Here is a 24607-nt window from a genome sequence, read left to right as displayed (position 1 = left end):
GCGAAATGACAGGGTTGACAGGCCAGAGTGTGTAACGATCTAGTGTTGACACCAGTGCCACCGGTGCGACACTTCGGGCCGCACGTTATTTATATGTAATTGACGCAATAAATGTAGTCGATGGGAGATCTTGTGTTGAATTGGATGGATATTGCGAGCCTTGCAGGGTTTTGTATTACCTGGGCTGGCTATACGGTGTTCGCACGTCGCAAGGCCAAGACGGCCTGGTGCCTGGCGTCGTCCATGCAGTGGTATCGAGTGGAGTGGATGCTGCGCATGCTGGAGCGGGATATGCGCATGCCCGACGCCGCCATCCTCAGTAATCTTGAGCGGGTTATCGGCTTTTTTGCGTCTACCAGTATTCTGATTCTGGCGGGTCTGGTAACCGCGCTGTCCGCCAATAGCGCGGCCGTTGAGGTATTGAGCAGCCTGCCATTCGCCCAGACCACCACCGTCGAGCAATTTGAGCTGAAGGTGTTGGTGCTGATCCTTATCTATATTTTCGCGTTTTTCAATTTTACCTGGTCTCTGCGTCAGTATTCCTTCGCCAATGTACTCCTCGGTGCCGCGCCAGCGGTAGAGGAGCAGGATGTGACCCGTGAGGAGCGCCGCCGCTATGCGATCAGCGCGGCCAAGGTGATCGATCAGGCCGGGCACAGCTACAACTACGGCCTGCGCTGTTTTTACTTTTCCATGGCCGTGATGGGCTGGTTCGTGCATCCGCTGCTGTTTGTGCTGGGGTTCCTCGCTGTCGTGTGGGTGCTGTATATGCGCGAGTTCCGCTCGCGCACCCTGCAGGTGATCCTCGCCGCAGAGGGGCGCTCGCTGGATCAGGCGCGGGACAAGTAAGCTGCCGTGAACGATCGAAATTTTGACGACCTGGCGGAGCGCTTTCGCAAGCGTATTTACGGTGGGCTAAAGGGCGAAATCCGTCTTGCGGTGTTACAGCGGGACCTTGCGCCTTATGTGAGCTTGAGCGTCGAGCAGGATGCGGCACTGGTGGTGCTTGATGCGGGCGGTGGTCAGGGGCAATTTGCGTTGGACCTCGCGCAGGCGGGGCACCAGGTCTGGATCACCGATATTTCTCGAGCCATGCTGGATTTGGCAACCGAACAGGTTGCGGCGCGCGGTCTCCAGAGCCGGGTTACCCTCGCCGAGATTCCTCTGCAGGCACTCCGGGCAGCGCAGGAAATCCCGTCAGCAGATCTTCTGCTTTGCCATGCGGTGCTCGAGTGGCTGGTTGAGCCACAGCAGGCCGTGGTGCATCTTGCGGACAGCCTCAATGCCGGCGGCTACCTGTCGCTGACCTTTTATAACCGCCGGGCCCTGGAGTTTCGTCTGTTACAGCGGGGTAGCCTGCGGCAATTGGATCGGCATATCGAAAGCGATAACTGGGGTGGGCACCCCGGTAGCCTGACGCCGCAGAATCCATTGCTTCCGGAGGAGGTTATGGGCTGGGTGGAGCTGGCGGGCCTGTCTGTGGTGGCGCACAGCGGTATTCGCTGCTTTCACGATTTCATGACGCCGGAGATGCGCGACAAATTGCCCGCGGAGGCCATTGTGGAGAAGGAATTGCGCTATTCCCGTATCGATCCATACCGCCAGTTGGCGCGCTATGTCCATCTGCTGTGCCGAAAAATCTAGTAAGGTTTCTTAATCGCCCAACTGTTTTAGCAATAGCGCCTTGGCGGCGTTGATGCGGGACGCGAGATAGTCGTTGCCGCCGCGATCGGGGTGGAATTTTTGAATCAATTTGCGGTGTGCGCCGATGATCTCGTCCCGGCTGGCATTGGCTGAAACACTCAGGATGCGCCGGGCTTCCGCTACGGTCAGCTGGGGTTCCGGGTCCGGTTTGGTGTGCTTGCCACCTTCTGCATTTTCCTGAGTTTGCTCTTTGCGCGCTTTTTCCTGCTGCTTCTGGGCGCGAGCCTGGGCATGCTTGGCAATGAGCGGTGCAACCCAGGGCAGGTGGCGGCCAAAGGTGCGCCACAGTCGATTGATGATGGGGAGCACCACGGCCACCGCCGCGCCTACCCAGTGCAGGCGACCGGTGACCGCAAGCAAGACGGCTGCCAGCGCCAGAGCAACCAGCACATATTGAATGATGAGCTTGCGTCGCTGCTCGGGTGGGCTGTATTTGAATTTCTGGATTGCCAGCCAGGCAAAAATGCCGACGGCAAGAAGCAGGATCATGCGGCCCAAGGTTTACTACTCCAGGCAAGGAACGAGACGTTAGGCCGCAAGCGTATCAGATGTCGATGCGAAAGCCGACGGCCATAAAGCTGTCGTACTGCTGGCGGGCGACGGCGTTGCTGTCGTCGTAGGCATTTTCCCAGTACAGGCGCACCCGCTCATTCCAGCGGTACTGGAATCCGAGATAGTACTGAGCCAGTTTGTAGCGATCGGCGTCTATCAGTGCGGCGTCAAATTCCGGGTCATCGGAGACCAGATAGTTGTGGCCACCGTAAACGGAATAGCAGTTATCCGCCCCCCAAGTGTAGCTGAGGAAGGACTCAGACCCCTTGGCATCAAAGAAGTTGGTGATGCCCATTACGGAGCCCGCTGGGGCAAGTTCGTTGTTCTGTGAACGCTGGAATACCACGGCGCCGTAAAACCCTTTGGCAAACGCCTCTTTTCCGTAGTACATGCCGAGAGCGGTCGTCCAGTCGTTACTGCTCGAGCTGATCGGGTAGTTGCTGTCGATCAGCACCCGCTCGCCACTTGAGGTATCGAACACGAGGCCGTTGTCCGTCTGGATATCCAGCTTCACCCGATTGTAGGCGGCCCCGATAAAGAATCCGTCACCGATATCTGCGCGGTAAACCGCGGCAATGCCGTGGCTGATGCCGTACTCGCAATCTCCGACGGGGCACTCCAGTTCAATGTCCGGTCCCAGATCCACGTTGATCTCCAGGTCCGCCACATGTGCCGCGTACTGAACCCCGATCTTGAATTCGCCCGCTTCCGTTTCCCAGGACTTGCGCCAGGCGAGGGCGCTGTCAGCGCGGCCCGATCCCGTTACACCGCCGTCGGTACCCAGCGCGTAGGTGCCGCTGGCGAGACCACCGGACACGTTGTACCAGTCGGTGATATAAGTGACTTCGTAGTAAACCCCCCATTGTTTACCGGCGGAAAAGTCACCCCACTTGGGATGCTTGGCAAAGCCGTGCCCCTGCCTGAGGTACAGAGAGAGATCGGTTTCCCCCAGGGCTGCCTGTTGGTCACCCTGAATCACAACATCCTGCACGGAATTAATTGCATTCACGCCCCATTCAACGTTGAAGCCGGTATCCCAGCGGTCGTATGCGGGAACGTTCAGACCGATGCGAATTCGCGAAGCGCCATTCTGCATGGAGGTGTCGCCAAAGCTGTTCACCATATGCGCGGTGAGGTAGCCCTCCATATAGAGGGTTACCTGGTTTGACTGGTAAATCGGTACCGCGGTCACGTTAGATGCGGCAGTAATCGCCGAGGCGGCCAGTAATGTGCGGCGGATGCTTGGCATGATAATGTACTCTTTTGTCGTGTCGTTCTGTGCAATCGAATTTATGGAGTCGGGCAATCGACACAATTCGGTATTTTTCCCAAAGCAAAAATAGACCAGATCGCCACATCAATTTGGCATAATGATCCGACTTCGCAGAAATGGCAGTGTCTACTTTATTTTTGTGGGATTCGCCGCAATCAAGTCATTCAATCGCAGAATGGATTTATTCGATCGCAGTAGGTGGGGGAAGAAAAATTGAGTGAAAGCCAATCGCTAAGTCGTCAGATGTTTGGACTGGTGGTGCGAAAAAATGCGCATCCGGATATGCGAAAGTTACGGCGGGAAGCGGGCGACGCCAGTCTGCACGGAAACAAATTCTGGAGAAGTTCCTGCCTCACCATGGATCACCTCAGGAAGCATCCGCTGAAGAAGGGCGCGAGAGTGCTGGATCTGGGGTGTGGCTGGGGGCTCGGCGGGATTTTCTGTGCCAAAGAGTTTGACGCCCGAGTGACTTCCCTGGACGCGGACCCGAGTGTGTTTCCCTTCGCGGAGTACCATGCGGCGTTGAACGGGGTGGAGATTGAAACCTGGCGTTGCCGGTACGAAAAGGTCACCGAAGCGGCGCTGCGAGAGTTTGACGCGGTTATTGGCACTGATATCTGTTTCTGGGATCAGCTGGAAGCACCACTTTACAATTTGACCCGGCGTGCGCTGCGTGCAGGGGTAGGGCGGGTGATGCTGGTGGATCCGGGCCGGTCACCGTTTCGGCAGTTGGCGGAACGGGCCGCAGAAAAACTCGACGCCCAGTATATCGAGTGGCAGACTCTCCGCCCCATGAAGGCCTCGGGCTGCATAATGCTCGCGGGCAATGAATAGACACCGTCATTTACGGCAATTCGAGGTATTCCATGCAGTTTGACAAGTCTCGTATCCCGACGCCAGGCGAAGCACTACCCGGGCGCGCCGAACCGATGCCGATCGGTGGCAAGCATTTTATATCGGGTCGCTCAATGGTCGCGCCTTTTCCTGAAGGCCTGGAGCAAGCCGTGTTTGGCATGGGCTGTTTCTGGGGTGCCGAGCGCCTGTTCTGGGAGATAAACGGCGTCTGGGTGACCGCCGTGGGATATGCCGGTGGGAGTACCCCCAACCCCAATTACCAGGAAGTCTGTAGCGGTGGTACCGGCCACACAGAAGTGGTGCTGGTGGTTTTTGATCCGGAGGTGGTTAGTTACGGTGCGTTGCTGCGCCGCTTCTGGGAGGAGCACGACCCGACCCAGGGTATGCGCCAGGGCAATGACCTCGGCACCCAGTACCGCTCGGTGATTTACACCTACGGACCGGAGCAGGCGAAACAGGCCAGCTCTTCGGAAGCTGCCTTTCAGCAGGCTCTGCAGGAAAAAGGGTACGGAGAAATCACAACCGAGATTCTGCCCGCGCCCACCTTCTATTATGCGGAAGAGGATCACCAGCAATACCTGGCGAAAAACCCCGGTGGTTACTGCGGGTTAGCCGGAACCGGTGCCTGCCTGCTGCGTTGAGTAGGCAGCAGGCTCCCACCAGTCTGGCGATCAGGCGGAGGCGGCGGTGTTGCGCGGATAGAGGATGTGCGCACACCAGTCGCTCCAGCTTCCCGGGTACAGCTGTGCGGGTCGACCAATCAGGTACAGTGAAAACAGGTTTACGCAGGCGGTAACGCCGGAGCCGCAGTAACACACGATATTGTCGTCTGCCGGGATGCTCTGCCAGTGTTCCCGCAGTGACGCCGCTGAAAGCACCATTCCATCTTCATCGGTAATGGCCTGCCAGGGTTTGTTGATCGCGCCGGGGATATGTCCGGCGATAGGATCAATGGGCTCTTCATTTCCCAGGAAGCGCTTGTTTTCGCGTGCATCTACCAGTCGCCAGGGCGGGTTACCCAGGTGGGGGTAAATGTCTTCGTAAAAGAGCAGTTCGTTCGCAGTGGCTTTCGCGGTGAAATCACCGGCGAGCGGCGTGTGCGCTTCTCCGCTTTCGATGTCCAGGTCTTCACGTTTCCAGGCATCAAAGCCGCCGTTCAGAATGGCGACCTTATCGTGCCCAAAATGCCGTAGCAGCCACCAGGCGCGGGCGGCAAACGCGAAGCGCTGCGCGTCATACACAATGACCTGGGTATCGGCGGTAATGCCTTTGGCGCGCGCGAAATCGGTAAATTGTTGTTGCGAAGGGAAGGGGTGCCGACCGCCGTAGCGATCGCAGGGAGCGGATAGGTCCCGGTGTAAACTGGCGTATTGGGCACCGGGTATATGTTCGGTGAGGAAGGCGTTGGCACCGGCCTCGGAATTTGCCAGGTCGTATCGGCAATCAAGAATGACCACCTGGCCATCCGTGTTGTGGTGTCCCTCTTTATGCGCCAGCAGTGCTGCCAGCTCGGAGACTTCAATCACACCCTGATAGTTCATAGCTACTGCTTTTTATCGTCGTTATGGACACCAAATTAAGCCTCTACAACGAATTTGTCCAGCCTCTTGATACCCTTCTCGAAGTGGCCTGACCGCACTGCTTGCGATAACGCTTGCCAAGCTCAATACAGCTCGGAGTAGCGGTTGCCGCCGGGTGTCTGGCGGTGCCGCTGTGCCTCGTCGCGGGTGCTGTCTTCTCCGCCGGTTGACGCTTCTGACTTCAGTTCAGTGGCGGAGGTGGAGGAGGGCGGCACGGTAATTTCGCCTGAGCTTTCGGAAGGCTTTTCTGCGCTGGTCTGGCCAGTTTCTTCCGTCAGACTTGAGCCCTGTTGCTCCTCCGGACTCTCTTCCGAACTCTCTTCCGAGGTGGGGCGTGCGGAGGCGGCGTCTTCCTGTGCCTGCTGAATTTTCAGTTCGGCGATTTTTTGCTCCAGTTCCGCCTGCCGCGCAAGCTCCGCCTTGCGGCATTGATCGACACTTTCTGCAACCGATTGCTCGGGGTTATCGAGAAATTCTGCCGCGGCCTGTTCGGCGCAGTCACTCGCGGAAATGACATCGTGGGCGAGGTTAGGGAAGAGCACCCACTGGTGATTCGGGAGCTTTTTGCGCGCCTTGTTGGCGTCGTCCGCCGATAACACCGGGTCCAGAGCCCCGTGCATTACCAGCGCGGGGATGGGGGTCTGCACCGCCCTGGACTCGACCATGGGGGCCGACGGAATGGCCCAGATGCGACATTGCATCTGCATCATGTCGATGTCGGCGCGCACCGAACCACCAAGAATGCCGCTGGTGGAGGCCAGGTCCCGGGCTTTCTGAAAGTCGACGAAAGGCGCTTCTTCAAAACAGAAGTGGCTAATACCGGCGGCGTCACCAAAGTTCGGATCCAGTACCAGGCCCATAAAACTTGCGATTGCCGGTTTTAGTAATTCGGCCTGGTCCGACTCCAGTTCTTCAATGATGGCCGGGAAATCCCTGTAGAAATTTTCGTTGTACAGAGCCTGAAACAGCACCCGCAACAATCGCTGGCCTGTCAGGACAAAGTCGTATTGCCCTCCGGGGTGAATGTTCCCGGTGCTCACGGTAATGGGCGATTCATCCAGAGCCTGAACACGGGCTTCCAGCCGCTGTTCGAGGTCGGGGTAGCGTTTGTTGCACTCGCTGTCATTGCGGCAGCGCTCCACACCCCGGCGGTAGGCCGCCACCACATCCTCGGGCAGTTTCTGGGTATAAATGATGTTTGGGAATACCGCGCTGTTCAGCACCATCGCGCGCACCGACTCGGGAAAATCACGGGCAACGGTCAGGGCATAGCGCGTTGAATAGGAAACCCCGTAAAGGTTGAGTTTGGGTACACCGAGGGCCTTGCGCAGTTCCTCGACATCCCTGGCGACGACCGCACTGTTGTATTGCGCCAGGTCCGCTGTTTGGCTGAGGCGGCTGTAGCAGCGCTCCATACTGTAGGTGAAAACCCGGCCTTCTTCGTCGGTACTCAGATTGCGGGTGAACGCCAGATCCGCATCCTTGATAAATTCCGTGCACGCGAGCTTGGGGGTCGCCATTCCGGTGCCGCGCGGGTCCATCACAATCAGGTCGCGGCCATCTTCCACACTCATGGCCGAGTAATTCACCCACAGCCAGTCGCTGGCATTTTCCGGTTCCAGCCCCATGCTTGCGCCGGGCCCGCCGGCGCCCAGGTGGAGGAGAGGCTCCTTATCGGGGTCGCTGATCTCGGCGAAGAAGCGCACCACTGGAAACTGTATCTTGCGGCCTGCAGGCTTCCCGTGATCCTCCGGAACTTCCATCATGTAGCACTGGGTCGTGGGCCAGCTGGCCTCCGCATCAAACCAGCAGGGCTTGGGAATCAGGCGGCTGGGGGACGGCGCAGCGCTTTGTTCCTCGGGCGCGCAGGCGGCCAAAAGCAGCGCGATACACAGCGCGCCGACCATCCGGATTTTTTGCGGGGAAGGGGGGAGGAACAAATACAAAGAGCGTAATGGCATAGGGAAGTTCTGAATGTAAAAAGAGCCAGCCAATGGTCGATTATTCCGGCCGGAAGCGAGCGATGGGAGCGGAAAGGTTCCAGCGCAGCGCCGCCAGGCGAATCGACAGGGTAACCAGAACCGCGATGGCCACCACCGCTTCGCCGGGTAACAATGGGATGTCGTCCAGTATTACCAGAGCCGCAGCGCCACTCAAGGCGGCGGTGGCATAAATTTCACGACGCAGAAGCAGGGGAATATCCCCGCACAACAGATCGCGGATCAGCCCCCCGAAGGTGCCTGTCATCACTCCCATCACAATCGCGATAGCCGGAGAGTACCCGAGGTCCAGTACCTTCTGGGTGCCAATCACCACGAATACCGCCAACCCCGCCGCATCGGCGATCATCAGCAGGCGCATGGGCACACGAAGATAGCGGATGACGTAAAAACTGATTACGCCGGTAACGACCGCGATCCATAGATAGTAGCTATCGGTCAGCCAGAATACCGGGACATTCAGAATCATATCCCGAGTGGTACCGCCGCCGGTCGCAGTGACGCAGGCCAGCACCACGGCACCAAACAGATCCATCTGCTTGTGGCCCGCCGCCAGTACACCGGTAAACGCGAAGACCACGATACCGATCAGGTCGCACCAGTAGAGAAGTTGTTCCATTGAGTCCGGCTCGCAACAGTTCCAGAGTTCCAGTTCGGTGATCCAGGCAGAGTGTTGCCGGCAGTGAATCTGGAGGAGAAGGAGGCGGAGCCCGGTAGCGGGAGTGCTACCGGGTTCTAAGGTGAGCCCGCGCCCTCTGGCGTGGGATTATGGAGGGCTAAGAGGATTCGGTACAGTGCTGTCAGAAAAACGCCTGTAACCCGGTCTGTGCACGCCCGAGAATCAGTGCGTGGACATCGTGGGTACCTTCATAGGTGTTGACCGCTTCCAGGTTCATGGCGTGGCGAATTACGTGGAACTCGTCGGCAATGCCGTTACCGCCATGCATGTCGCGGGCAATACGCGCAATCTCCAGTGCTTTGCCGCAGTTATTCCGTTTCACCAGAGAAATCATCGCCGGGTCGAAGTGCTTCTTCTGCTCGTCCATCAAGCGGCCAACCCGCAGAGAGCCCTGCAGGCCGAGGGTGATTTCGGTCTGCATGTCTGCGAGCTTCTTCTGGAACAGTTGGGTTTGCGCCAGCGGTTTGTTGAACTGTTTGCGGTCCAGGCCGTACTGGCGCGCCGCGTGCCAGCAAAATTCTGCGGCTCCCATGGCGCCCCAGGAGATGCCGTAGCGGGCGCGGTTGAGGCAGCCGAAGGGGCCGCTGAGGCCTTTGATATCCGGGAACCGGTTGTCTTCCGGCACGAAAACATTGTCCATCACAATCTCACCGGTAATGGATGCGCGCAGTGAGAATTTGCCTTCAATCTTGGGTGCGCTCAGGCCTTCCATGCCTTTTTCCAGCACAAAGCCGCGGATATCGCCCTCATCGTCTTTCGCCCAGACCACAAACACATCTGCGATGGGGCTGTTGGTAATCCACATTTTGGCGCCGGAGAGGCGGTAGCCGCCGTCAACCTTCTTCGCGCGGGTCTTCATACCGCCCGGGTCGGAGCCGGCATCCGGCTCGGTCAGGCCGAAACAGCCCACCCATTCACCGGTGGCGAGCTTCGGCAGATACTTTTCTTTCTGCGCCTCGCTGCCGTAGGCGTAGATCGGGTGCATAACCAGGCTGGATTGCACACTCATGGCCGAGCGGTAGCCGGAGTCCACACGCTCCACTTCCCGGGCGACCAGGCCGTAAGAAACGTAATTCAGGCCGGCGCAACCGTAGCCTTCAATGGTGGAGCCCAGCAGGCCCAGCTCTCCCATCTCCTCCATGATTTCACGGTGGAAGATCTCGTGGCGGTTGGCTTCCAGCACCCGCGGCATCAATTTTGACTGACAGTATTCACGTGCCGTGTCGCGAATCATGCGCTCTTCATCACTTAATTGGCGGTCCAGTAGCAGTATGTCGTCCCAGTGGGCCAGCGGCTGATTTTTGCTCATGGTATGGATCCGTACAGAGTCTCTAGAAACAGGGTTTTTAGAAATAGTGTTCTTGCGCTCTCGTCATAGTAGGCAAATGCCTGGCGATTCATAAGCGCATCCACGAAAAACCGGTCTCAGGGTGCAATGGCACAGAGCCGGTGGATTGACTGTATGGGCATCATAGCGAACAGCCATGTTGGAGTCACGTTTGTGATCACATTTTGCGGTTCGCCATCTTTCAACCGGATGACCTGCCGTTACCGTAAACAAACGTAAAACGCCTTGGCCCGCAGCTCATAAGTTTTGATAATGAAAAGAAATGCTTTTAGATCGAATCAGTTTTATGGGGTTTTCGCGGAAATTCTTCACGTTGTGCGGTCTTGTCGGTGCTGTGGCTGCCGCCGGGTGCAGTAGCCCCCAGCCGTTGCCGGCGGAGCTGCCCGGACAGGTGTTTGAGCTGCCAGAGCGCTTCAGTGCCTCCGGACAGGTGGCGACCAGTGCGCGTTGGTGGCAGGCCTTCGATGACGCGGCACTGAATGCTCTGGTCCAGGAAGCGCTGGCGGCCAACCCGGACCTGCAGGCGACCTACTGGCGGCTGCAGCAGGCCGATGCCGCCGCCGCGCAGGCACGCAGTGGGTTCTGGCCCCGATTGACCGGGTCTCTGGAGAACACCGAGCAACGCCGCGCCTCCAGCAATGAATTCGATTTTTCCGGCGCCGAAAACGAGGGCAACAGCTGGAGTGGAAACCTTGCCGCCAGCTATGAAATAGATTTGTGGGGCAGGGTGCGCAGTGGTGCCCGCGCCGCTGAGGCCGGGTACCTGGCTCAGGAGCAGAATTTCAATATCGCCGCACTGACGCTGGTTGCGGAAGTGGCGGGTGTCTGGCTGCAGTTACAGGAGCAGCGCGGGCAGGCACGTCTTCTTCAGGCGCAGCTGGACACCAACCGGCAGTCACTGCGCGCCCTGGAGCTGCGCTTTGGCAGCGGGGTGACCGCCGCCGCCGACGTCCTGCAGCAGCGCCAGCTGGTGCAGCAGTCGTTGCAGGAGCTCGAGCAGAGCCGCGCGAATACCCGCATATTGCTCACCCAGCTGGCCGCTCTGCTCGGAACCAGCGTCGAATCTCTGCCGCCATCGGCCTTTGCCGATTCCCAGCTACCGCAATTACCGGCCCTGCCGGATATCGGGATTCCATCAAACCTGCTGCTGCGACGCCCCGATGTACAGAGCGCTCAGCGTACGGTTTTACAGGGGCACTATCTTGCGGATCAAGCGTGGGCCGAACGGCTACCGACGCTTTCCCTGAGCATGCTGTTGAATGGCGGCGGTCTGGCCCTGGTGGACATTACCGAAGACTGGCTGCTGAATCTGAGCGCATCTCTGGACGGTGTGATATTTGATGGCGGCAACCTCAGGGCGCAGCAGCGCCAGCAGGAGGCCGTGGAGCAGGAGCGGTGGGCGCTGTTACGGGATACCGTGTTACAGGCCCTGAGCGAAGTGGAGCAGGCACTGATCAACGAGCAGGCCATTCGCCAGCGTTTGCAGTTTCTGCAGACCCGTTCCGAGCTCGCCGATCAGATTACCCTGCGCCAACGCCGCGCCTATGGACAGGGCACGCTGGATTTCCTGAATGTACTTTCCGCCACCAACAACCAGCAATCTCTCGAACGCCAGCTATTGACCGCGCGGCGGGAGCTATTGGAAAACCGGGTGGCCCTGTATCGCGCACTGTCCGGTGGCCTGCCCGCGCAGGATCTGCCGCAACCCGTACCGGTCGAGCTGGACGTATACCGTCAGGAATCACAATAAGTCCGAGAGCAGACGGACAATTAGAAACTGTATTTCAGGAGCTGTCATGCTGAATAAACTCAACTGGAATATCGCCATTCCGATCCTGCTGATCGTGCTGGCGTCCGTCGTCTCCAGTTGGCTGCTGCGAGAAAAACCCACCATGCAGCGCGGCGAACGCAAAGCGCCACCATTGACCGTGGAAGTGGCCACCGCCGAGTACGGTCAGTTTCCGGTAACCATCAAAGCACTCGGCAAAGTGGTCGCCCGCGAACGGGTGGAGCTTCAGCCGCAGGTGGATGGTCGCGTTGACTGGCTGGATTACGACCTGGGTCCGGGATCAACCCTGGCGAAAGGGCAGCCACTGATGCGCATTGAGCGCGAACCCTACGAACTCGCCCTGCAGGCCGCACGCAGCACGCTGGCCGAGCGCCGCGCGGAATTGCAGCAGGAGCAGGGCCAGCGCCTGGTTGCCCAGGAAGAATTTGAATTGTTGGGGCGCTCGCTGCCGGATGCGGACCAGTCCCTGGTGTTGCGCGAGCCGCAGCTGGCAGCCGCCCAGGCGCGTATGGATGCGGCACAGGCACAGGTAAAACTGGCGCAGCGGGATCTCCGCCTCACCGAAATCCGTGCCCCGTTCAACGCACTGCTGGTCTCGCGCACTGTGGACGTGGGGGATCGGGTGGCGCCGGGAACCGTGCTCTATTCGCTGGCCGGGGCGGACCGCTTTCAAATTGAGGTTGAGGTGCCGGCTCGGCAGCTTCCACAGTTGAATACCCCCAAAGCCACCGTGCAGATTCGCGGTAGCCAGTGGCCCGAAGGTACATACCGGGGCGGCCGGTTTGTGCGCGTCATACCGGTGCTGGAAGAGCAGGGCCGCCTCGCGCGAGTGCTGGTAGAGCTGGACGATCCCCTCGGCCTGAAAAAGCCCGGCTCACCGCAACTGTTACTCAATGATCTGGCGCGGGTGCAAATCACCGGTCAGGCCGCCGGCCAACAAGTACGCATTCCGCTGACCGCACTGCAGGACGGCAATCGGGTATGGGTGGTGCGCGATGGCAAGATTCATATTCAATCGGTGCAGTTGTCCCACTACGACGATGAGTTCGCCATTCTCGAAAGCGGGTTGCGCGGTGGGGAGCTGCTCGTCACCACACGCCTGGCCAGTGTCACCGAGGGTATGCCTGTGCGTACAGCCGGTACAGGTAAAGAAACCGGTAATGAATCTACCGATGGCAATCCGCGGCGAAGCCGTGCGGAGGGGCCGCCAGAACTCCCGGAGAACTCCCGCAAAGCGCGCCAGCAGGGCACCGATGGTGAACGTGGATGAGCAACCCGAACGACCCAATGGACAGAGCCCATCGCGGACCTCGCCCGGCTATCGATACCAGCCGCGGCGCCATCGCGTGGATGACCCACAACCATGTCACCGCCAACCTGTTGATGCTGGTGTTCCTTATCGGCGGCCTGATTTTTTCCCTCACCATCAAGAAGGAGGTATTCCCGGAATTCAGCCTGGATATGGTGAGCGTCAATATCGCTTACCCCGGAGCCAGTCCGGAAGAGGTCGAGCGCGGAGTGTTGGTGCCCGCAGAGCAGGCGGTGACCGGCCTTGAGGGGATCAAGGAGCTGCGCGGAAGTGCCGGCGAGGGCAATGCCAGCCTGACCCTGGAGCTGGACGAAGACGCCAATGCCAACAAGGTGTTCCAGGATGTGCAGGCGGCCATCGACCGGGTTTCCACATTTCCTTCGGATATTGAACGCCCCCAGGTGAGCCTGGCGGAGCGCAAGCGGGACGTACTGGATCTGGTAGTACACGGGCAGGTGGACGACCGCACCCTGCGGGCGGTTGTGATGCAGGTGTACGACAAGCTGGAGGCGCATCCGGACATCACCCAGCTGGAAGCCTATGGCGTCAAGGATTTCGAAGTGGCGATCGAGGTGCGGCGGGATGACCTGCGCCGCTATAACCTCACGCTTGCGGCCATCGCGCAGCTGGTGCGCAATGCCGCGGTCGACGTTCCCGCCGGAGGTGTGAAATCGGAAGCCGGAGAAATTCTTGTCCGGGTGACCGAGCGCAAAGACTGGGCGCGACAGTTTGGCGATATTGCCATCGCTCAGAGTGCGGGTGGCGGTACCGTGCGCCTGAAAGACGTGGCGACGATTCGGGATGCGCTGGTGGATGAGCCGCGCAATATGGTTTTCAACGGTGAGCCGGCGGCCGGTATCGACGTGTTCCGTATCGGTGATCAGACACCAATGAGTGTCAGCGATGCTACCCACGAAGTGTTGCAGGAGTTGCAGGAAACCCTGCCACCGGGTATGCAGGTGACGGTGCGCGATGACGACTCGGAAATTTTCAAGGAGCGCCTTTCGCTACTGCTGAAAAACGGGTTTATTGGTCTGTTACTGGTGTTTGTGGTGCTCGGTGCATTCCTGGAATTGCGCCTTGCATTCTGGGTGACCCTCGGTATTCCCATCAGTTTTCTGGGTGCGCTGTTGTTCCTGCCGGCGATGGATATATCCATCAATATGGTCAGCATGTTTGCGTTCATCATTGCCCTTGGGATTGTGGTGGATGATGCGATCATCGCGGGGGAAAATATCTATGAATGGCGCCAGCGGGGCTACAGTAATTTTGACGCGGCGATAGCAGGTGCCCGCCAGGTAGCGGTGCCGCTCACCTTTGCCATCCTCACCAATATCGTTGCGTTTATTCCGCTGACCGAGTTGCCCGGATTTATGGGTAAAATCTTCGGCGTCATTCCGTTCGTGGTGGGTGCGGTATTTGTTATTTCCTGGGTGGAAGCACTGTTTATCCTGCCCGCACACCTTGCCCATTCCAAGCGGGGTTATAAAAGTCGCTCGGCACGTCGTCTCGCCGCGCGCCAGAAACTGATCGCGCGGGGACTGGACCGGTTTGTGGAGCACCGCTTCAAGCCGGTACTCGATGCCTGCGTGCGCCACCGTTACATCATCATTTCCATTTCCCTTGCCATTCTGATTGTGATGACCGGCTACGCGGCCAGCGGGCGTATGGGTTTTACCCTGATGCCGCGAGTAGAGCGGGACTCCGGGCGCGTACAGGTTACCTTTCCGCCGGGCACCTCCGAAGCGCAGCTTGAGCGCGCGCGTACCCAGATTATGGGGGCCGCCGATCGCATTCTCGAAGAGACCGGTCGTGAAGGGATATTTATCGGAATGCGCGGCCTGATTCGTAACGATTCCGTACAGGTTGACGTTTACCTCACACCGGGCGATCAGCGGGAAGTGACCACCGGTGATTTTGTGCGGCGCTGGCGGCGCGAGGTGGGGCCGGTGCCGGGAGCACTTAGTTCCAGTTTTGCCAGTGACCGGGGTGGGCCGGGGGCCGGGCCTGCACTCACGGTGGAGTTGCGCCATGCGGACACGGATATGCTGGAGCAGGCCGCTACCCAGCTGTCACAGGCGCTGCAGGCATTCCCTTCGGTGGGTGATATCGATGCCGGTGTTTCCCAGGGTAAACGACAACTGGACCTGACCCTTACCGATACCGCAAAAAGTCTTGGGCTTACGGCAGAGGATATCGGCCGGCAATTGCGCGCATCGCTGTACGGCGCTGAGGCAATGCGTCAGCAGCGGGGCAGGGACCAGGTAAAAGTCATGGTGCGCCTGCCGGAAGAAGAGCGGGTAACCCTGGACGATGTCAACAACATCATGATCCAGGCCGGCAACGGTCTGTGGTTACCTTTGCCCGATCTGGTGGTCATTGATCAGGGGCGTGCCTACGCCAGTATCAATCGCAGGGAAGGCCGGCGGGTAATGACCGTCACGGCCAACGTGGAACCGGCGGATCAGGCGGCGCTGGTCATAAACGAGCTGAACGAGACGACCATGCCGCAATTGCGCGCTCAGTTTCCCGGCCTGAGCATTTCTTATGAAGGGCGGCAGGCGGAAGAGCGGGAGGGGCTCTCATCCCTGGGCATGACCTTCTCGCTGACGCTGGCTGTGTTGTACTTCTTGTTGGCGATTCCGCTAAAGAGTTATATCCAGCCGCTTACGGTGATGGTTGCCATCCCGTTCGGTGTCATCGGCGCAATTCTCGGGCATCTGGTTATGGGGTACGGCCTCAGCATGGTCAGCCTGTTGGGCATGGTGGCCCTCGCCGGCGTGGTGATCAATGACACTCTGGTGATGATCGAATACGGCAACCGCCTGCGCGCAGAGGGCATGCCAATCACCGACGCCATCAAGGCCGCCGCCGCCCGCCGTTTCCGCCCCATCATCCTCACCACGGTAACCACCTTTTGTGGTTTGATGCCGATGATCTTTGAAACCTCGGTACAGGCGAAATTTATGATTCCGATGGCGATTTCCCTCGGCTACGGAATTCTTGCCGCGACCACGATTTCTCTGCTGCTGGTGCCGTGTTTGTTTTTGATGTTTTCGAGGGATCTTCCTGAATTCTTTGGGATGCTGAAACGCCGTGTTAGCAAAAGCGCGGAAGCCTGATTGCCGATATGCGAGCTGGCGCTGAGACGTAGGCGTGACCCATAGTGAGGCTGCATATCGGTCATGCTTATCACTATTTCTGTGTGCGCGCAGTTTGGCCGGGAAGATCTATTTAAATTAATGGCTTACGGCTATTTCCGTTTTGGCGGATAGTGGGTAGGGGGATTAGTTTCCAGAATGTGATGTCGGATGCGTGTAAGGCTAAGTCGTTGACTTTTTTGGGGTTTCTGACAGGCTGGGGGAAATAGGGCGCTAAATAGTGGTGGCGAAATATTGACCGCGATGCCCGCGATTAATCTGTTAAGTTTCAGGAGTAAACGTGAGCAGTAGAAGAAAAAGAGAAGAGTTTGATGAATTATCCTCAAGAGTTCTGTTGTTTATTATCGGCGCATTTTTCTTGGTCATTATCGCCGCCATATTTTATAGAGAGGGTGCTGAAAGCCAGGTAGCCGTGGCAATTGGTATGATTTTAAGCATAATCGGATTTCCATTCTTGTTCGTTAGCATTTTGGGAAGTAAGAAAGAAGCAATGAAATGGGCAGATAATACGGGAAACCATGAGCTACTTATCGTATTCCTTTTGGCTGCATTGGGTATCAGCTACGTACTAAAGAAAATAGGCCGCAAAACATAACAATCAGCGGCAGAGCGACAGCCAACGCTACGCACCTTTTGTGTTACTCGCTGTCGCTCGTAAATTAACACAAAAGGTGCTCCGCGTTGGCTGCGCCTGCGCTGGGCGTTATTTGCTCCGAGGTATAGCATGAGAACAATACAAGTAATTGGGGTGTTGATTGCGATTACTGCAGTTGTTCTTGGATATCTCCTGTTATCCCCAATAGAAATAGGTAGCTCGATTTCTGCCGCTGGCGGAGCAGGGTTTGGGCTAATGTTCCTTGTTGGTCCCGCTGTAGTACTTTCCGCTCTTTTAGTTGTGCCATCTTCAATAGCATTGCTATGGCCAGAAGTTCGTAAGCGTAGTTATTTCATCGGCCCTTTTGGGAAAACCTTGTGGGTCATCAATAGTGTATTATCGTTGTGTTACCTGTGTATCGCCCTCTATCTCGGGTACATTTGGTTGGCAGCCACCACCGGTAGCTAAAAATAGCGGCTGAGCATTAGCCAGCACTGTGGTTTTCGGTTGCGCTCCAAACCAGCTGCAAGTGCGGACGCTATTTCTCAGAGGCCAGTAAATATGGAATGCTGCCCAGTTTGCAAAGGTAATGCCGTTACTCGGCCTCCGGAGTGGAGCGGTGGTCGAATGACGGTTGTATGCCAAAATTGCGGAAGTTACGAAGTTTCCCCCAAATTGTATCGCGAACTTTGCCCATTGCCGGAGACTGATTGGCGAATCGAACGGTTGCGCTCGGAACTTGTGGACACAGCTGACCCAAAAATGATTTGGGAGCCTACTGCGAATATCCCAGCGTTTTCGACCATCGATGCAGATAAGCCCACAAAACTCCAGAAGAGGTTTTTGAGAGCGAAAGCTGAAGGGAAAACGATAACGGTTGGAACCATCTTTCGTGCAGGTGGAACAGACGATGAGCCCGGAAAATAACAGTCAGATGTGGTCCCGACTCTTTTTTGCCTGATCACGTCCAGTCAACTGTGCGTTGCTGTCGCCTAATAGCGATGTGTTAAGTGTCGCGGATCAATCCCGCCGTAACTCATCCTTAATCGCAATAGGATTGGGGAAATTCAATACCACGATATACGACGACACTAGGAAGGTCAGGATCGCTGTGGCCTGAATCAGGTGTGAGGCCTTGCTGCCTATCAGCTGTTGGCTGACGGCGAGGAAGGCAATCAGCAGGGAAAATTCGCTGATCTGGCCGAGGCGGAAGCCGATGTCCCACGCAAGTATTTTGCGTTCGCTCTGCTGTCCGAGCAGGTAGCGAAATACCACCGGTTTGATGATCAGTACCGCTGTCGCGGCCACCAGTGCGGGGATGGCGATTTCCGGCACCATATCCAGATGGAACTGGGCCCCGAGACTGAAGAAGAACAGAATCAGGAAGAAGTCCCGCAGTGGCTTGAGGCTGAGGGCAATGTATTGGGAGATGGGACTGGTCGCGAGGGTAATACCGGCAATGAACGCGCCGATTTCCCGTGAAAGTCCCACCACTTCTGCCAGCTCCGCAACTCCCATACACCAGCCCAGCGCGAGCAGGAATACGTATTCGTGGAAACGGTCGAATTTTGCCAGTAGCGGTTGCAGCACATAGCGCACTGCGCCCCAGGCAAAAGCGATCAGTAACGGTAGTGCCGCAAAAGAAGTACCCAGACGAGCGAAGTCGACGGAGCCGGTGCTGCCGCTCAGCAGAATCATCAGGCAGGTAATGGCGACAAAGTCCTGAAACAGCAGCAGGCCGACCATCATTTCACCCAGGTGCTTGTGATGCAGCACAGTGGTCGGCAGCAGCTTGATACCAATGATGGTACTGGAAAACATCATGGCCATACCGATCACCCACGACTCGGTGTCGGTAAACCCGAACAGGTGTCCAATGGCGTAGCCGAGCCCGAGAAACAGCGCGCAGCTGATCAGGCCAACAAAGGTGGCTTTGCGCAGTACTGAAATCAGCGCTTTCGGCTGCATGTCGAGGCCGAGCAGGAACAGCAGGAAAATAATGCCGATGCTGGACATCTCTGCCATCAGCGCAACATTGTCGATAACACCGAAGACCGAGGGACCGAGGAGGCAGCCAAGGGCGATGTAGGCTACCAGCAACGGCTGACGCCCCCAGAGCGCAAGGGAGGCCAAAACGGCAGCGCCACTGAAGATCAGGAAGAACGACTGGAACAGGGAGGTCTCAGGCACTGCGCATCCTTGAAGCAGACTGGGTTCTTGGTTATGCGGCCATTATCGGCGGGGAGTGAGTGCCGTTTCAAGCGTGGACCTGACCGAGCGTCATGCCGGACTTGATCCGGCATCCAGGTTTTGTGGGGCTGGATACCGGCATTCGCCGGTATGACGATTCTAGTTAGAGCTGAAACCAGCGGAGTACTTCCCCTTCTTTAGACAGTACCGGCTGCTGACACACTTCCCCCGGTGGATTTGCCAGAATGGATCTCGCCTGTTGAATAAACTCAGGTAAGGGCGTTGCCACTTTTGCCGGTGCACTGCCGGCCATATCAAAACCGACAGCGATTGGCGCGTCCGCTTCAATGCCCTGGTAGCGCCAGACCCCGTGGCTTGCATCGTATTGATAGAAGGGCAGCATGCGGTGGCCGTGTTCAGCGATCAGATCGATGGCGTCGATCAGGTAGTCGACGGTTTCCTCATCCAGGAAATAGTTGAAGTTCAGTCGCACCCAGCCCGGTTTCAGAATACTTTCACCCTCGCTGACGAGTTTTTCGATGGCGGTGCTCTGCTCGTCGGTCAGGTGCAGCAGGTGGTGTCCGTAGGGGCCCGCACAGGAGCAGCCGCCGCGGACCTGAATGCCGAACAGATCATTCAGCAGGGCGACCACAAAGCCGTGGTGGAGCGGCTTGCCGGCGTGGAGCAGATGCAGTGAGACGATACTGACCCGCCGGGCTTCGGTGCCACCGAGAATCTGAATGTTGGGGTTGTGGCACCAGCGCTCAAATGCACGGGCGAGCCAGTAATCCTCCCGGGCCTCGATGGTGTCGGCACCGACCTGATCTTTGAGTGCGAACGCCATGCCCGCGCGCACGGATTCCACAATGGCCGGTGTACCGGCTTCTTCGCGCCGTTCGCCCGCGGGCAGGTAGGTGTGACGCGCGGGACTGACCCAGGATACGGTGCCGCCGCCGGTCACTGCGGGCTGGCTTTCCGGCAGCAGGTCGCGGCGCAGAATCAGAATACCCGGTGTGCCCGGACCGCCGACAAACTTGTGCGGTGAAATAAATAGAGCGTCTTTGCTGGTCAGCTCACCGTCACCCTGCGCGTCGATTCCGACATAGGGCGCTGCTGCAGCATAGTCCCAGAACGACAGGGCGTTGTTCTGGTGCAGCAGGCGGGTTACCGCGTCAACGTCGGTACGGATGCCGGTGACGTTGGAGGCGGCGGAGAAGCTGCCAATCTTCAGTGGCCGGTCCGCATATTGATCCAGGGCCTTTTGCAGTGCCTCGAGGTTGACGCCGCCCAGATTGTCCTGGGGAATGGTGACCACTTCGGCGATGGACTCCCGCCAGGGAAGGTCGTTGGAGTGGTGTTCGTAGGGGCCGATAAATACCACCGGGCGTTTGTCATCGGCAATGCTGCCGGCGTTGCCGCCGAAGCGTTTGTAGCTGTCCTTGCGCAACCCGAGACAGTCCACCAGGCGGTTTACCGCGGCGGTGGCGCCGGAGCCGCAGAAGATAATCGCGTGGTCCTCGCCAGCGTTCACGGACTTGCGTACGGCCGCTCGGGCCTGCTCGCGAAACGCAGTGGTCTGGCGGCCGGTGGCGGAGGTTTCGGTATGGGTATTGGCGTACCAGGGTAATACCTGGTTGCGGATGGCGTCCTCAATAAACTGCAGTGCACGGCCGGAGGCGGTGTAATCCGCATAGACCAGCGGTCGCTCGCCGAAGGGCGTTTGCATGGGCATGCGCTCGCCGATGACATTGTCGCGGATCCGTTGCAGCAGTTCGGCGGTTTCCGGAGCGCAGGATGGGGCAGTGGGCGCCTGGCGGGCGGTATTATTGGTCGAATTGTTCATGGCAACCTCAATGTACTGCGCCCGCGAGGATCACCCGCGGGCGTTATTCAGAATCAGTCATTGAGCTGGTGCTATTCACCGGTTGGTATGGGCAGCTCCGTGGTGCTCTTGATTTGCTCCATGGCAAACGTGGAGGACACGTCGGAAATCCCGGAGTGGCCGATCAGCTTTTTGTAGAAGCGGTCGTAGGCGGCTACATCGCTGACAACAATACGCAGGACGTAGTCGTAGTCGCCCGCCATACGGTAGCAGTCGACCACCTCTGGCAATTCAGCCATGGCGCGGGCGAAAGATTCTGCCCACTCTGCGGTGTGCTGGTTGGTTTTCACCTGGGCGAAAACCGAGACCGGCAGGCCGAGGACTTCGGCATCCAGCAGAGCCACCTTGCGGCGTATGATGCCGCTTTTCTCCAGTTTCTGTATCCGGCGCCAGCACGGGGTCTTGGTAAGGCCCACGCGCTCGGCCAGCTCTTCGATGGAGAGGCTAACATCAGATTGAAGAATGGCAAGAAGTTGTCGATCAATCGCGTCGAGTGAGGACATAGTGCTACAGCGCTCCCAAAAACGCGGGGATCGGTTCCATTATTCACTGTCTGCGTGCAGTCCCTTGCAACAAAATACCCCGGTAATTTTGAAAGGCACAGCGAGATCCGACATTGGCGGGCCTTTGAAGAATCGTTTGCTGTGCCCCGTGTCTTGCCCGTAACGATAATCTCAGTATTTCCACATCAGTAGTGGAATTTTTCCCTCCACTTATGACCATCAAAAAAGCCGGGCAATGCCCGGCCAAGCTACAGGGGAGATGTAGGAATTTTGTTTTGTGCGGGCTGTTTCCCTTACGCCGCTTCTTTGGGCGGGAACATAGGCTCGAAGAGCCCCGCGGCCATGGCCTCGCGCACTCGCGCCATCAGATCGATTTCTGTGAGCTGCTGGAGCTCTTCCAGATCACTCAATACGTAGTAAATCGGCTGCACTATATCGATGCGGTAAGGCGTGCGCAGGGTATCCACCACCTCGAACGGGGCGCGCACCGGTTCTTCGCTGAGGGCGTACAGGGTTTCCTTGGGCGACGACAGTATCCCGCCACCGTAGATGCGCAGGCCGTCTTTGGTGTTCAGTAGCCCGAACTCGACGGTGAACCAGTAAAGGCGGGCCAGATAGGCGCGCTCTTTCGGTGATGCATTGAGGCCAAGCTCGCCGTACTTCTGGGTAAAGTTGGCAAAGGCCGGATTGGTGAGCATGGCGCAGTGGCCAAAAATCTCATGAAAGATATCCGGCTCTTGCAGGTAGTCGAATTCTTCTGGGGAGCGGATAAAGGTGGCAACCGGGAACTTGCGCTCCGACAGGAGTCGGAAAAAGGTCTCGAAGCCAATCAGTGCGGGTACCCGGGCAGTTTCCCAGCCGGTTTCACGACGCAGAACCCGGCTCACTTCTTCCAGCTGTGGAATGCGGTCCAGGGGGAGGTTGAGTAGCTCCAGGCCGTGCAGGTATTCATCGCAGGCGCGGCCGGGTACCACCTTCAGTTGCCGTTCAATCAGGCGTTGCCAGGTCTGGTGCTCCAGATCCGTATAGGCAATAAAGCCTTCGGCATTGGGTTCACGGGCCACGTACTTACTGGGCTTTTTGCTGCTGCTCATGACTATCTCCGCGGTGGGCGGTCACGGATATGCCGCCACATCTGTTTTTATCGTCTCTCTATTCTTAGACATCTGCGCCGGGGTGCGGCAGGGGAGGTGGGGTAAAACCAGTATGCTCGAGCGGCCGCTGTCTACACTTTCTGTAAATTTAGGTTTACAGTCTGGCTATGAGAGTTGAAATTACTTGCAGCGATCGAGTGGGTATTTTGCAGGAAATCATGGGTGTATTTGCTGATTTCCGGATAAATGTACGCACTGGTGAAATTGGTGGAGACAGCGGGGACAAGGTCTACCTGTGGGCGCCTGGTCTGCTCATCACCCAGTTTCAGTCCATCGAGAAGGCACTGCAGCGGGTTCCCGGTGTTCGGAAGGTGCGCCGGATCGATCTGATTCCCTCGGAACGGCGCCACTTCGAACTGGATACTCTGCTGCGGCATGTGGCAGATCCGGTGCTATCTGTCGATCCGGAAGGGCGCATCATTGCGGCCAACCTTGCCGCAGCCAGGGCGTTCGGTGTGAGCCTGGAGCAGGCACCGGGCATGCAGTTGCAGCGCTTCCTGCCGCGTTTACAACTGGAGGAGCTGCTGCGCGGTCTTACTGCGCCCCGTTACGGTTTCCCCGTTGCCGTGCGCGGTCGCCCCTATACCCTGGACTGGTCCCCAATCACGCTGGACGATGCCCCGGGTGCGGTTGCTTCACTGGCGGGGGCTGTGCTGACCTTACAGCCTCGGGCTGCCAGCACCGGGGAAACCACCGCGCAGGTGCCACCGGAGCCCCAGGTGCTTTGGGACCTCGATTTGCGTCGCCATTGCTGTCTGCAATTGCAGCAGCTTGCGCCACTGAGTGCGCCGCTGCTGATTTTGGGTGAACGGGGAAGTGGCAAAACCACTTTCCTGAACGCGGCCTATTACCTGAGCCCGCTGGCGGAGCGCGGCAGGGTATATCGCTGTTGTGGTGAAGAACTGGACCGGCAACGTATTGAATACCTTGCCGACCTCCCTGCTGAAACCGTGGTGTTGTTGGATGACCTGAATGCCGTGCCGGTTGAGGTTCAGAGGCGTCTGGCGGAAATGGTTCTGCAGCGCCATTTCAGGCCGCGACTGATTCTGACCGCCACGCAGCTCGGCGGGCTCGCGCCGGCAGTGCAGCAATTGTTTTCAGGCTGCTGCATTCAGTTACCGCCACTGCGCGCTATGCGCCCGGCAATCGCGCGCTTTTGTTCCCTGATGGTCGATCAAATCTCTCGCAGCGCTTCCGAAACCCTTGGCGCGGTGTGGCAAGGCGGCGAGCCCGACACGATTTCAGATCAGTTGAAATTAATGGACTGGCCGACAAATTTCAGTGGGCTGGAGGAGCAGCTCAGGGCGGCAATTGCACATTTGCGTGCCCGCGGTGGGGCGAATTTATCCATTGACGACTTTTCGGCGGTAGCGGAACGGGGTTCGGCGCCAGTGCAGGAGTCCTGGAGCGCCTGGGGGCGCGGATTGACACTGGCGGAGCAGATGGAAAAAGTCGAGCGGGGGATTCTGGAGGAGTTACTGCAAAGCCAGCCCAAAAGGCTGCGCTCCAGCCGCGCGCTGGCTCGGCGGCTGGGCATCTCCCATACCGCTGTCGCCAACAAGCTGCGCAAATACGGACTGGCCGACTAGCGCTCGATCTTTCCGATCAGCATGTCCTTGAACATCACAAAGTCGCCCCACAGGGAGTAAAACGGATTTTTAAACGTGGCAGGGCGGTTGTGTTCGAAAAAGAAGTGGCCAACCCAGGCGAATCCGTATCCGGCCAGTGGCACTGCGTACAGCAGTGGCCAGTTTTTCGTGGCAACAGCGGTAATCACCAGTCCAATCACCAGCGTAGTGCCGACAAAGTGCAGTCTGCGACAGGTCAGGTTGCTGTGTTCATTGAGGTAAAACGGGTAGAACTCGCGGAATGAATTGAAGCGCGGAGTTTCCTCCCGGTCATTCGATTGCTGCATGGTATTTTCGGCCATCTCGCTATCCTGTTTATTGCTTATTGTATGTAGGCGTAAGTTGTCTGCTGGAGTAAGTATTGTTTTGGATGAAAGTTGATACTCCGGATTCTAACCAGAACCC

The 24607-nt window shown here is 57.9% G+C and carries 20 protein-coding genes; 9 read left to right on the top strand and 11 right to left on the bottom strand.

Annotated elements, in window-relative coordinates:
* Window positions 1-132: 132 nt before the first annotated feature.
* Window positions 133-849 (top strand): DUF599 domain-containing protein, encoded by a 717-nt coding sequence (locus ACYX4K_RS06955; RefSeq protein ID WP_475092851.1) that lies wholly within the window; start codon window positions 133-135, stop codon window positions 847-849.
* Window positions 850-855: 6 nt separating this feature from the next.
* Window positions 856-1644, top strand: coding sequence for a methyltransferase (locus ACYX4K_RS06950; RefSeq protein WP_475092852.1), 789 nt, complete (start codon window positions 856-858; stop codon window positions 1642-1644).
* A gap of 9 nt (window positions 1645-1653) precedes the next feature.
* Here the strand turns inward: ACYX4K_RS06950 and ACYX4K_RS06945 are convergent, their stop codons facing one another.
* Entirely contained in the window at window positions 1654-2193 is a 540-nt protein-coding gene (locus ACYX4K_RS06945) for a J domain-containing protein (RefSeq protein ID WP_475093943.1), read from the bottom strand.
* 55 nt (window positions 2194-2248) lie between these two features.
* Window positions 2249-3505: a porin gene (locus ACYX4K_RS06940; RefSeq protein WP_475118913.1), complete on the bottom strand. Its 1257-nt coding sequence runs from the start codon at window positions 3503-3505 to the stop codon at window positions 2249-2251.
* Between the two features lie 381 nt (window positions 3506-3886).
* Here ACYX4K_RS06940 and ACYX4K_RS06935 point away from each other — a divergent pair, with 381 nt between their 5' ends.
* Entirely contained in the window at window positions 3887-4363 is a 477-nt protein-coding gene (locus ACYX4K_RS06935; RefSeq protein WP_476178796.1) for a class I SAM-dependent methyltransferase, read from the top strand.
* Between the two features lie 32 nt (window positions 4364-4395).
* On the top strand, window positions 4396-5025 hold the full coding sequence (gene msrA / locus ACYX4K_RS06930) for a peptide-methionine (S)-S-oxide reductase MsrA (RefSeq protein WP_476178795.1): 630 nt from the start codon (window positions 4396-4398) through the stop codon (window positions 5023-5025).
* Between the two features lie 30 nt (window positions 5026-5055).
* Here the strand turns inward: msrA and ACYX4K_RS06925 are convergent, their stop codons facing one another.
* The 4 genes from ACYX4K_RS06925 to ACYX4K_RS06910 all read right to left on the bottom strand — a co-directional run bounded on the left by ACYX4K_RS06925 (window position 5056) and on the right by ACYX4K_RS06910 (window position 9952).
* On the bottom strand, window positions 5056-5925 hold the full coding sequence (locus ACYX4K_RS06925; RefSeq protein WP_475092856.1) for a sulfurtransferase: 870 nt from the start codon (window positions 5923-5925) through the stop codon (window positions 5056-5058).
* A 122-nt stretch (window positions 5926-6047) separates the two neighbouring features.
* Window positions 6048-7925 (bottom strand): alpha/beta fold hydrolase, encoded by a 1878-nt coding sequence (locus tag ACYX4K_RS06920; RefSeq protein WP_475092857.1) that lies wholly within the window; start codon window positions 7923-7925, stop codon window positions 6048-6050.
* 40 nt (window positions 7926-7965) lie between these two features.
* A complete protein-coding gene (locus ACYX4K_RS06915; protein WP_475092858.1) occupies window positions 7966-8583 on the bottom strand; it encodes a trimeric intracellular cation channel family protein in 618 nt (205 codons plus the stop codon).
* A 181-nt stretch (window positions 8584-8764) separates the two neighbouring features.
* Window positions 8765-9952, bottom strand: coding sequence for an acyl-CoA dehydrogenase (locus ACYX4K_RS06910; RefSeq protein ID WP_475092859.1), 1188 nt, complete (start codon window positions 9950-9952; stop codon window positions 8765-8767).
* Window positions 9953-10253: 301 nt separating this feature from the next.
* On the opposite strand from ACYX4K_RS06910, the gene ACYX4K_RS06905 reads away from it, so the two are divergent.
* From ACYX4K_RS06905 to ACYX4K_RS06890, 4 genes are all read left to right on the top strand, one after another.
* A complete protein-coding gene (locus ACYX4K_RS06905) occupies window positions 10254-11741 on the top strand; it encodes an efflux transporter outer membrane subunit (RefSeq protein WP_475092860.1) in 1488 nt (495 codons plus the stop codon).
* Between the two features lie 46 nt (window positions 11742-11787).
* Entirely contained in the window at window positions 11788-13050 is a 1263-nt protein-coding gene (locus ACYX4K_RS06900; protein WP_475092861.1) for an efflux RND transporter periplasmic adaptor subunit, read from the top strand.
* Window positions 13051-13067: 17 nt separating this feature from the next.
* Window positions 13068-16211 (top strand): efflux RND transporter permease subunit, encoded by a 3144-nt coding sequence (locus tag ACYX4K_RS06895; protein WP_476178794.1) that lies wholly within the window; start codon window positions 13068-13070, stop codon window positions 16209-16211.
* 319 nt (window positions 16212-16530) lie between these two features.
* On the top strand, window positions 16531-16845 hold the full coding sequence (locus ACYX4K_RS06890; RefSeq protein WP_475092863.1) for a hypothetical protein: 315 nt from the start codon (window positions 16531-16533) through the stop codon (window positions 16843-16845).
* A 1020-nt stretch (window positions 16846-17865) separates the two neighbouring features.
* Here ACYX4K_RS06890 and ACYX4K_RS06885 read toward each other — a convergent pair.
* The 4 genes from ACYX4K_RS06885 to phhA all read right to left on the bottom strand — a co-directional run bounded on the left by ACYX4K_RS06885 (window position 17866) and on the right by phhA (window position 22514).
* Window positions 17866-19035 carry a cation:proton antiporter gene (locus ACYX4K_RS06885; RefSeq protein ID WP_475092864.1) on the bottom strand — a complete coding sequence of 390 codons (1170 nt, stop codon included), beginning with the start codon at window positions 19033-19035 and terminating at the stop codon, window positions 17866-17868.
* Window positions 19036-19198: 163 nt separating this feature from the next.
* Window positions 19199-20878, bottom strand: a complete 1680-nt coding sequence (locus ACYX4K_RS06880; protein WP_475092865.1) for an aminotransferase class V-fold PLP-dependent enzyme — start codon at window positions 20876-20878, stop codon at window positions 19199-19201.
* Window positions 20879-20949: 71 nt separating this feature from the next.
* Window positions 20950-21420 (bottom strand): Lrp/AsnC family transcriptional regulator, encoded by a 471-nt coding sequence (locus ACYX4K_RS06875; RefSeq protein WP_406827804.1) that lies wholly within the window; start codon window positions 21418-21420, stop codon window positions 20950-20952.
* 293 nt (window positions 21421-21713) lie between these two features.
* Window positions 21714-22514 carry a phenylalanine 4-monooxygenase gene (phhA, locus tag ACYX4K_RS06870; RefSeq protein ID WP_475092866.1) on the bottom strand — a complete coding sequence of 267 codons (801 nt, stop codon included), beginning with the start codon at window positions 22512-22514 and terminating at the stop codon, window positions 21714-21716.
* 197 nt (window positions 22515-22711) lie between these two features.
* Between phhA and ACYX4K_RS06865 the strand changes: the two genes are divergently transcribed.
* Entirely contained in the window at window positions 22712-24163 is a 1452-nt protein-coding gene (locus ACYX4K_RS06865) for a TyrR/PhhR family helix-turn-helix DNA-binding protein (protein WP_475092867.1), read from the top strand.
* On the opposite strand, the gene ACYX4K_RS06860 is transcribed toward ACYX4K_RS06865, so the two are convergent.
* Window positions 24160-24504, bottom strand: coding sequence for an Mpo1-like protein (locus ACYX4K_RS06860; RefSeq protein WP_475092868.1), 345 nt, complete (start codon window positions 24502-24504; stop codon window positions 24160-24162). The genes ACYX4K_RS06865 and ACYX4K_RS06860 overlap by 4 nt on opposite strands.
* Between the last annotated feature and the right edge of the window lie 103 nt (window positions 24505-24607).

This window comes from Microbulbifer sp. ABF4_107, assembly GCF_056312215.1.
Note: the sequence above shows the minus strand (reverse complement) of the source record. Positions and strands in the feature narration are given on the sequence as shown.

What these genes read in the sequence shown, in the direction of transcription:
- ACYX4K_RS06945 (WP_475093943.1), bottom strand. Translation starts at nt 2,193, where the DNA reads ATGATCCTGCTTCTTGCCGTCGGCATTTTTGCCTGGCTGGCAATCCAG.
- ACYX4K_RS06940 (WP_475118913.1), bottom strand. Translation starts at nt 3,505, where the DNA reads ATGCCAAGCATCCGCCGCACATTACTGGCCGCCTCGGCGATTACTGCC.
- ACYX4K_RS06935 (WP_476178796.1), top strand. Translation starts at nt 3,887, where the DNA reads ATGGATCACCTCAGGAAGCATCCGCTGAAGAAGGGCGCGAGAGTGCTG.
- msrA (WP_476178795.1), top strand. Translation starts at nt 4,396, where the DNA reads ATGCAGTTTGACAAGTCTCGTATCCCGACGCCAGGCGAAGCACTACCC.
- ACYX4K_RS06925 (WP_475092856.1), bottom strand. Translation starts at nt 5,925, where the DNA reads ATGAACTATCAGGGTGTGATTGAAGTCTCCGAGCTGGCAGCACTGCTG.
- ACYX4K_RS06920 (WP_475092857.1), bottom strand. Translation starts at nt 7,925, where the DNA reads ATGCCATTACGCTCTTTGTATTTGTTCCTCCCCCCTTCCCCGCAAAAA.
- ACYX4K_RS06915 (WP_475092858.1), bottom strand. Translation starts at nt 8,583, where the DNA reads ATGGAACAACTTCTCTACTGGTGCGACCTGATCGGTATCGTGGTCTTC.
- ACYX4K_RS06910 (WP_475092859.1), bottom strand. Translation starts at nt 9,952, where the DNA reads ATGAGCAAAAATCAGCCGCTGGCCCACTGGGACGACATACTGCTACTG.
- ACYX4K_RS06905 (WP_475092860.1), top strand. Translation starts at nt 10,254, where the DNA reads ATGCTTTTAGATCGAATCAGTTTTATGGGGTTTTCGCGGAAATTCTTC.
- ACYX4K_RS06900 (WP_475092861.1), top strand. Translation starts at nt 11,788, where the DNA reads ATGCTGAATAAACTCAACTGGAATATCGCCATTCCGATCCTGCTGATC.
- ACYX4K_RS06895 (WP_476178794.1), top strand. Translation starts at nt 13,068, where the DNA reads ATGGACAGAGCCCATCGCGGACCTCGCCCGGCTATCGATACCAGCCGC.
- ACYX4K_RS06880 (WP_475092865.1), bottom strand. Translation starts at nt 20,878, where the DNA reads ATGAACAATTCGACCAATAATACCGCCCGCCAGGCGCCCACTGCCCCA.
- ACYX4K_RS06875 (WP_406827804.1), bottom strand. Translation starts at nt 21,420, where the DNA reads ATGTCCTCACTCGACGCGATTGATCGACAACTTCTTGCCATTCTTCAA.
- phhA (WP_475092866.1), bottom strand. Translation starts at nt 22,514, where the DNA reads ATGAGCAGCAGCAAAAAGCCCAGTAAGTACGTGGCCCGTGAACCCAAT.
- ACYX4K_RS06860 (WP_475092868.1), bottom strand. Translation starts at nt 24,504, where the DNA reads ATGGCCGAAAATACCATGCAGCAATCGAATGACCGGGAGGAAACTCCG.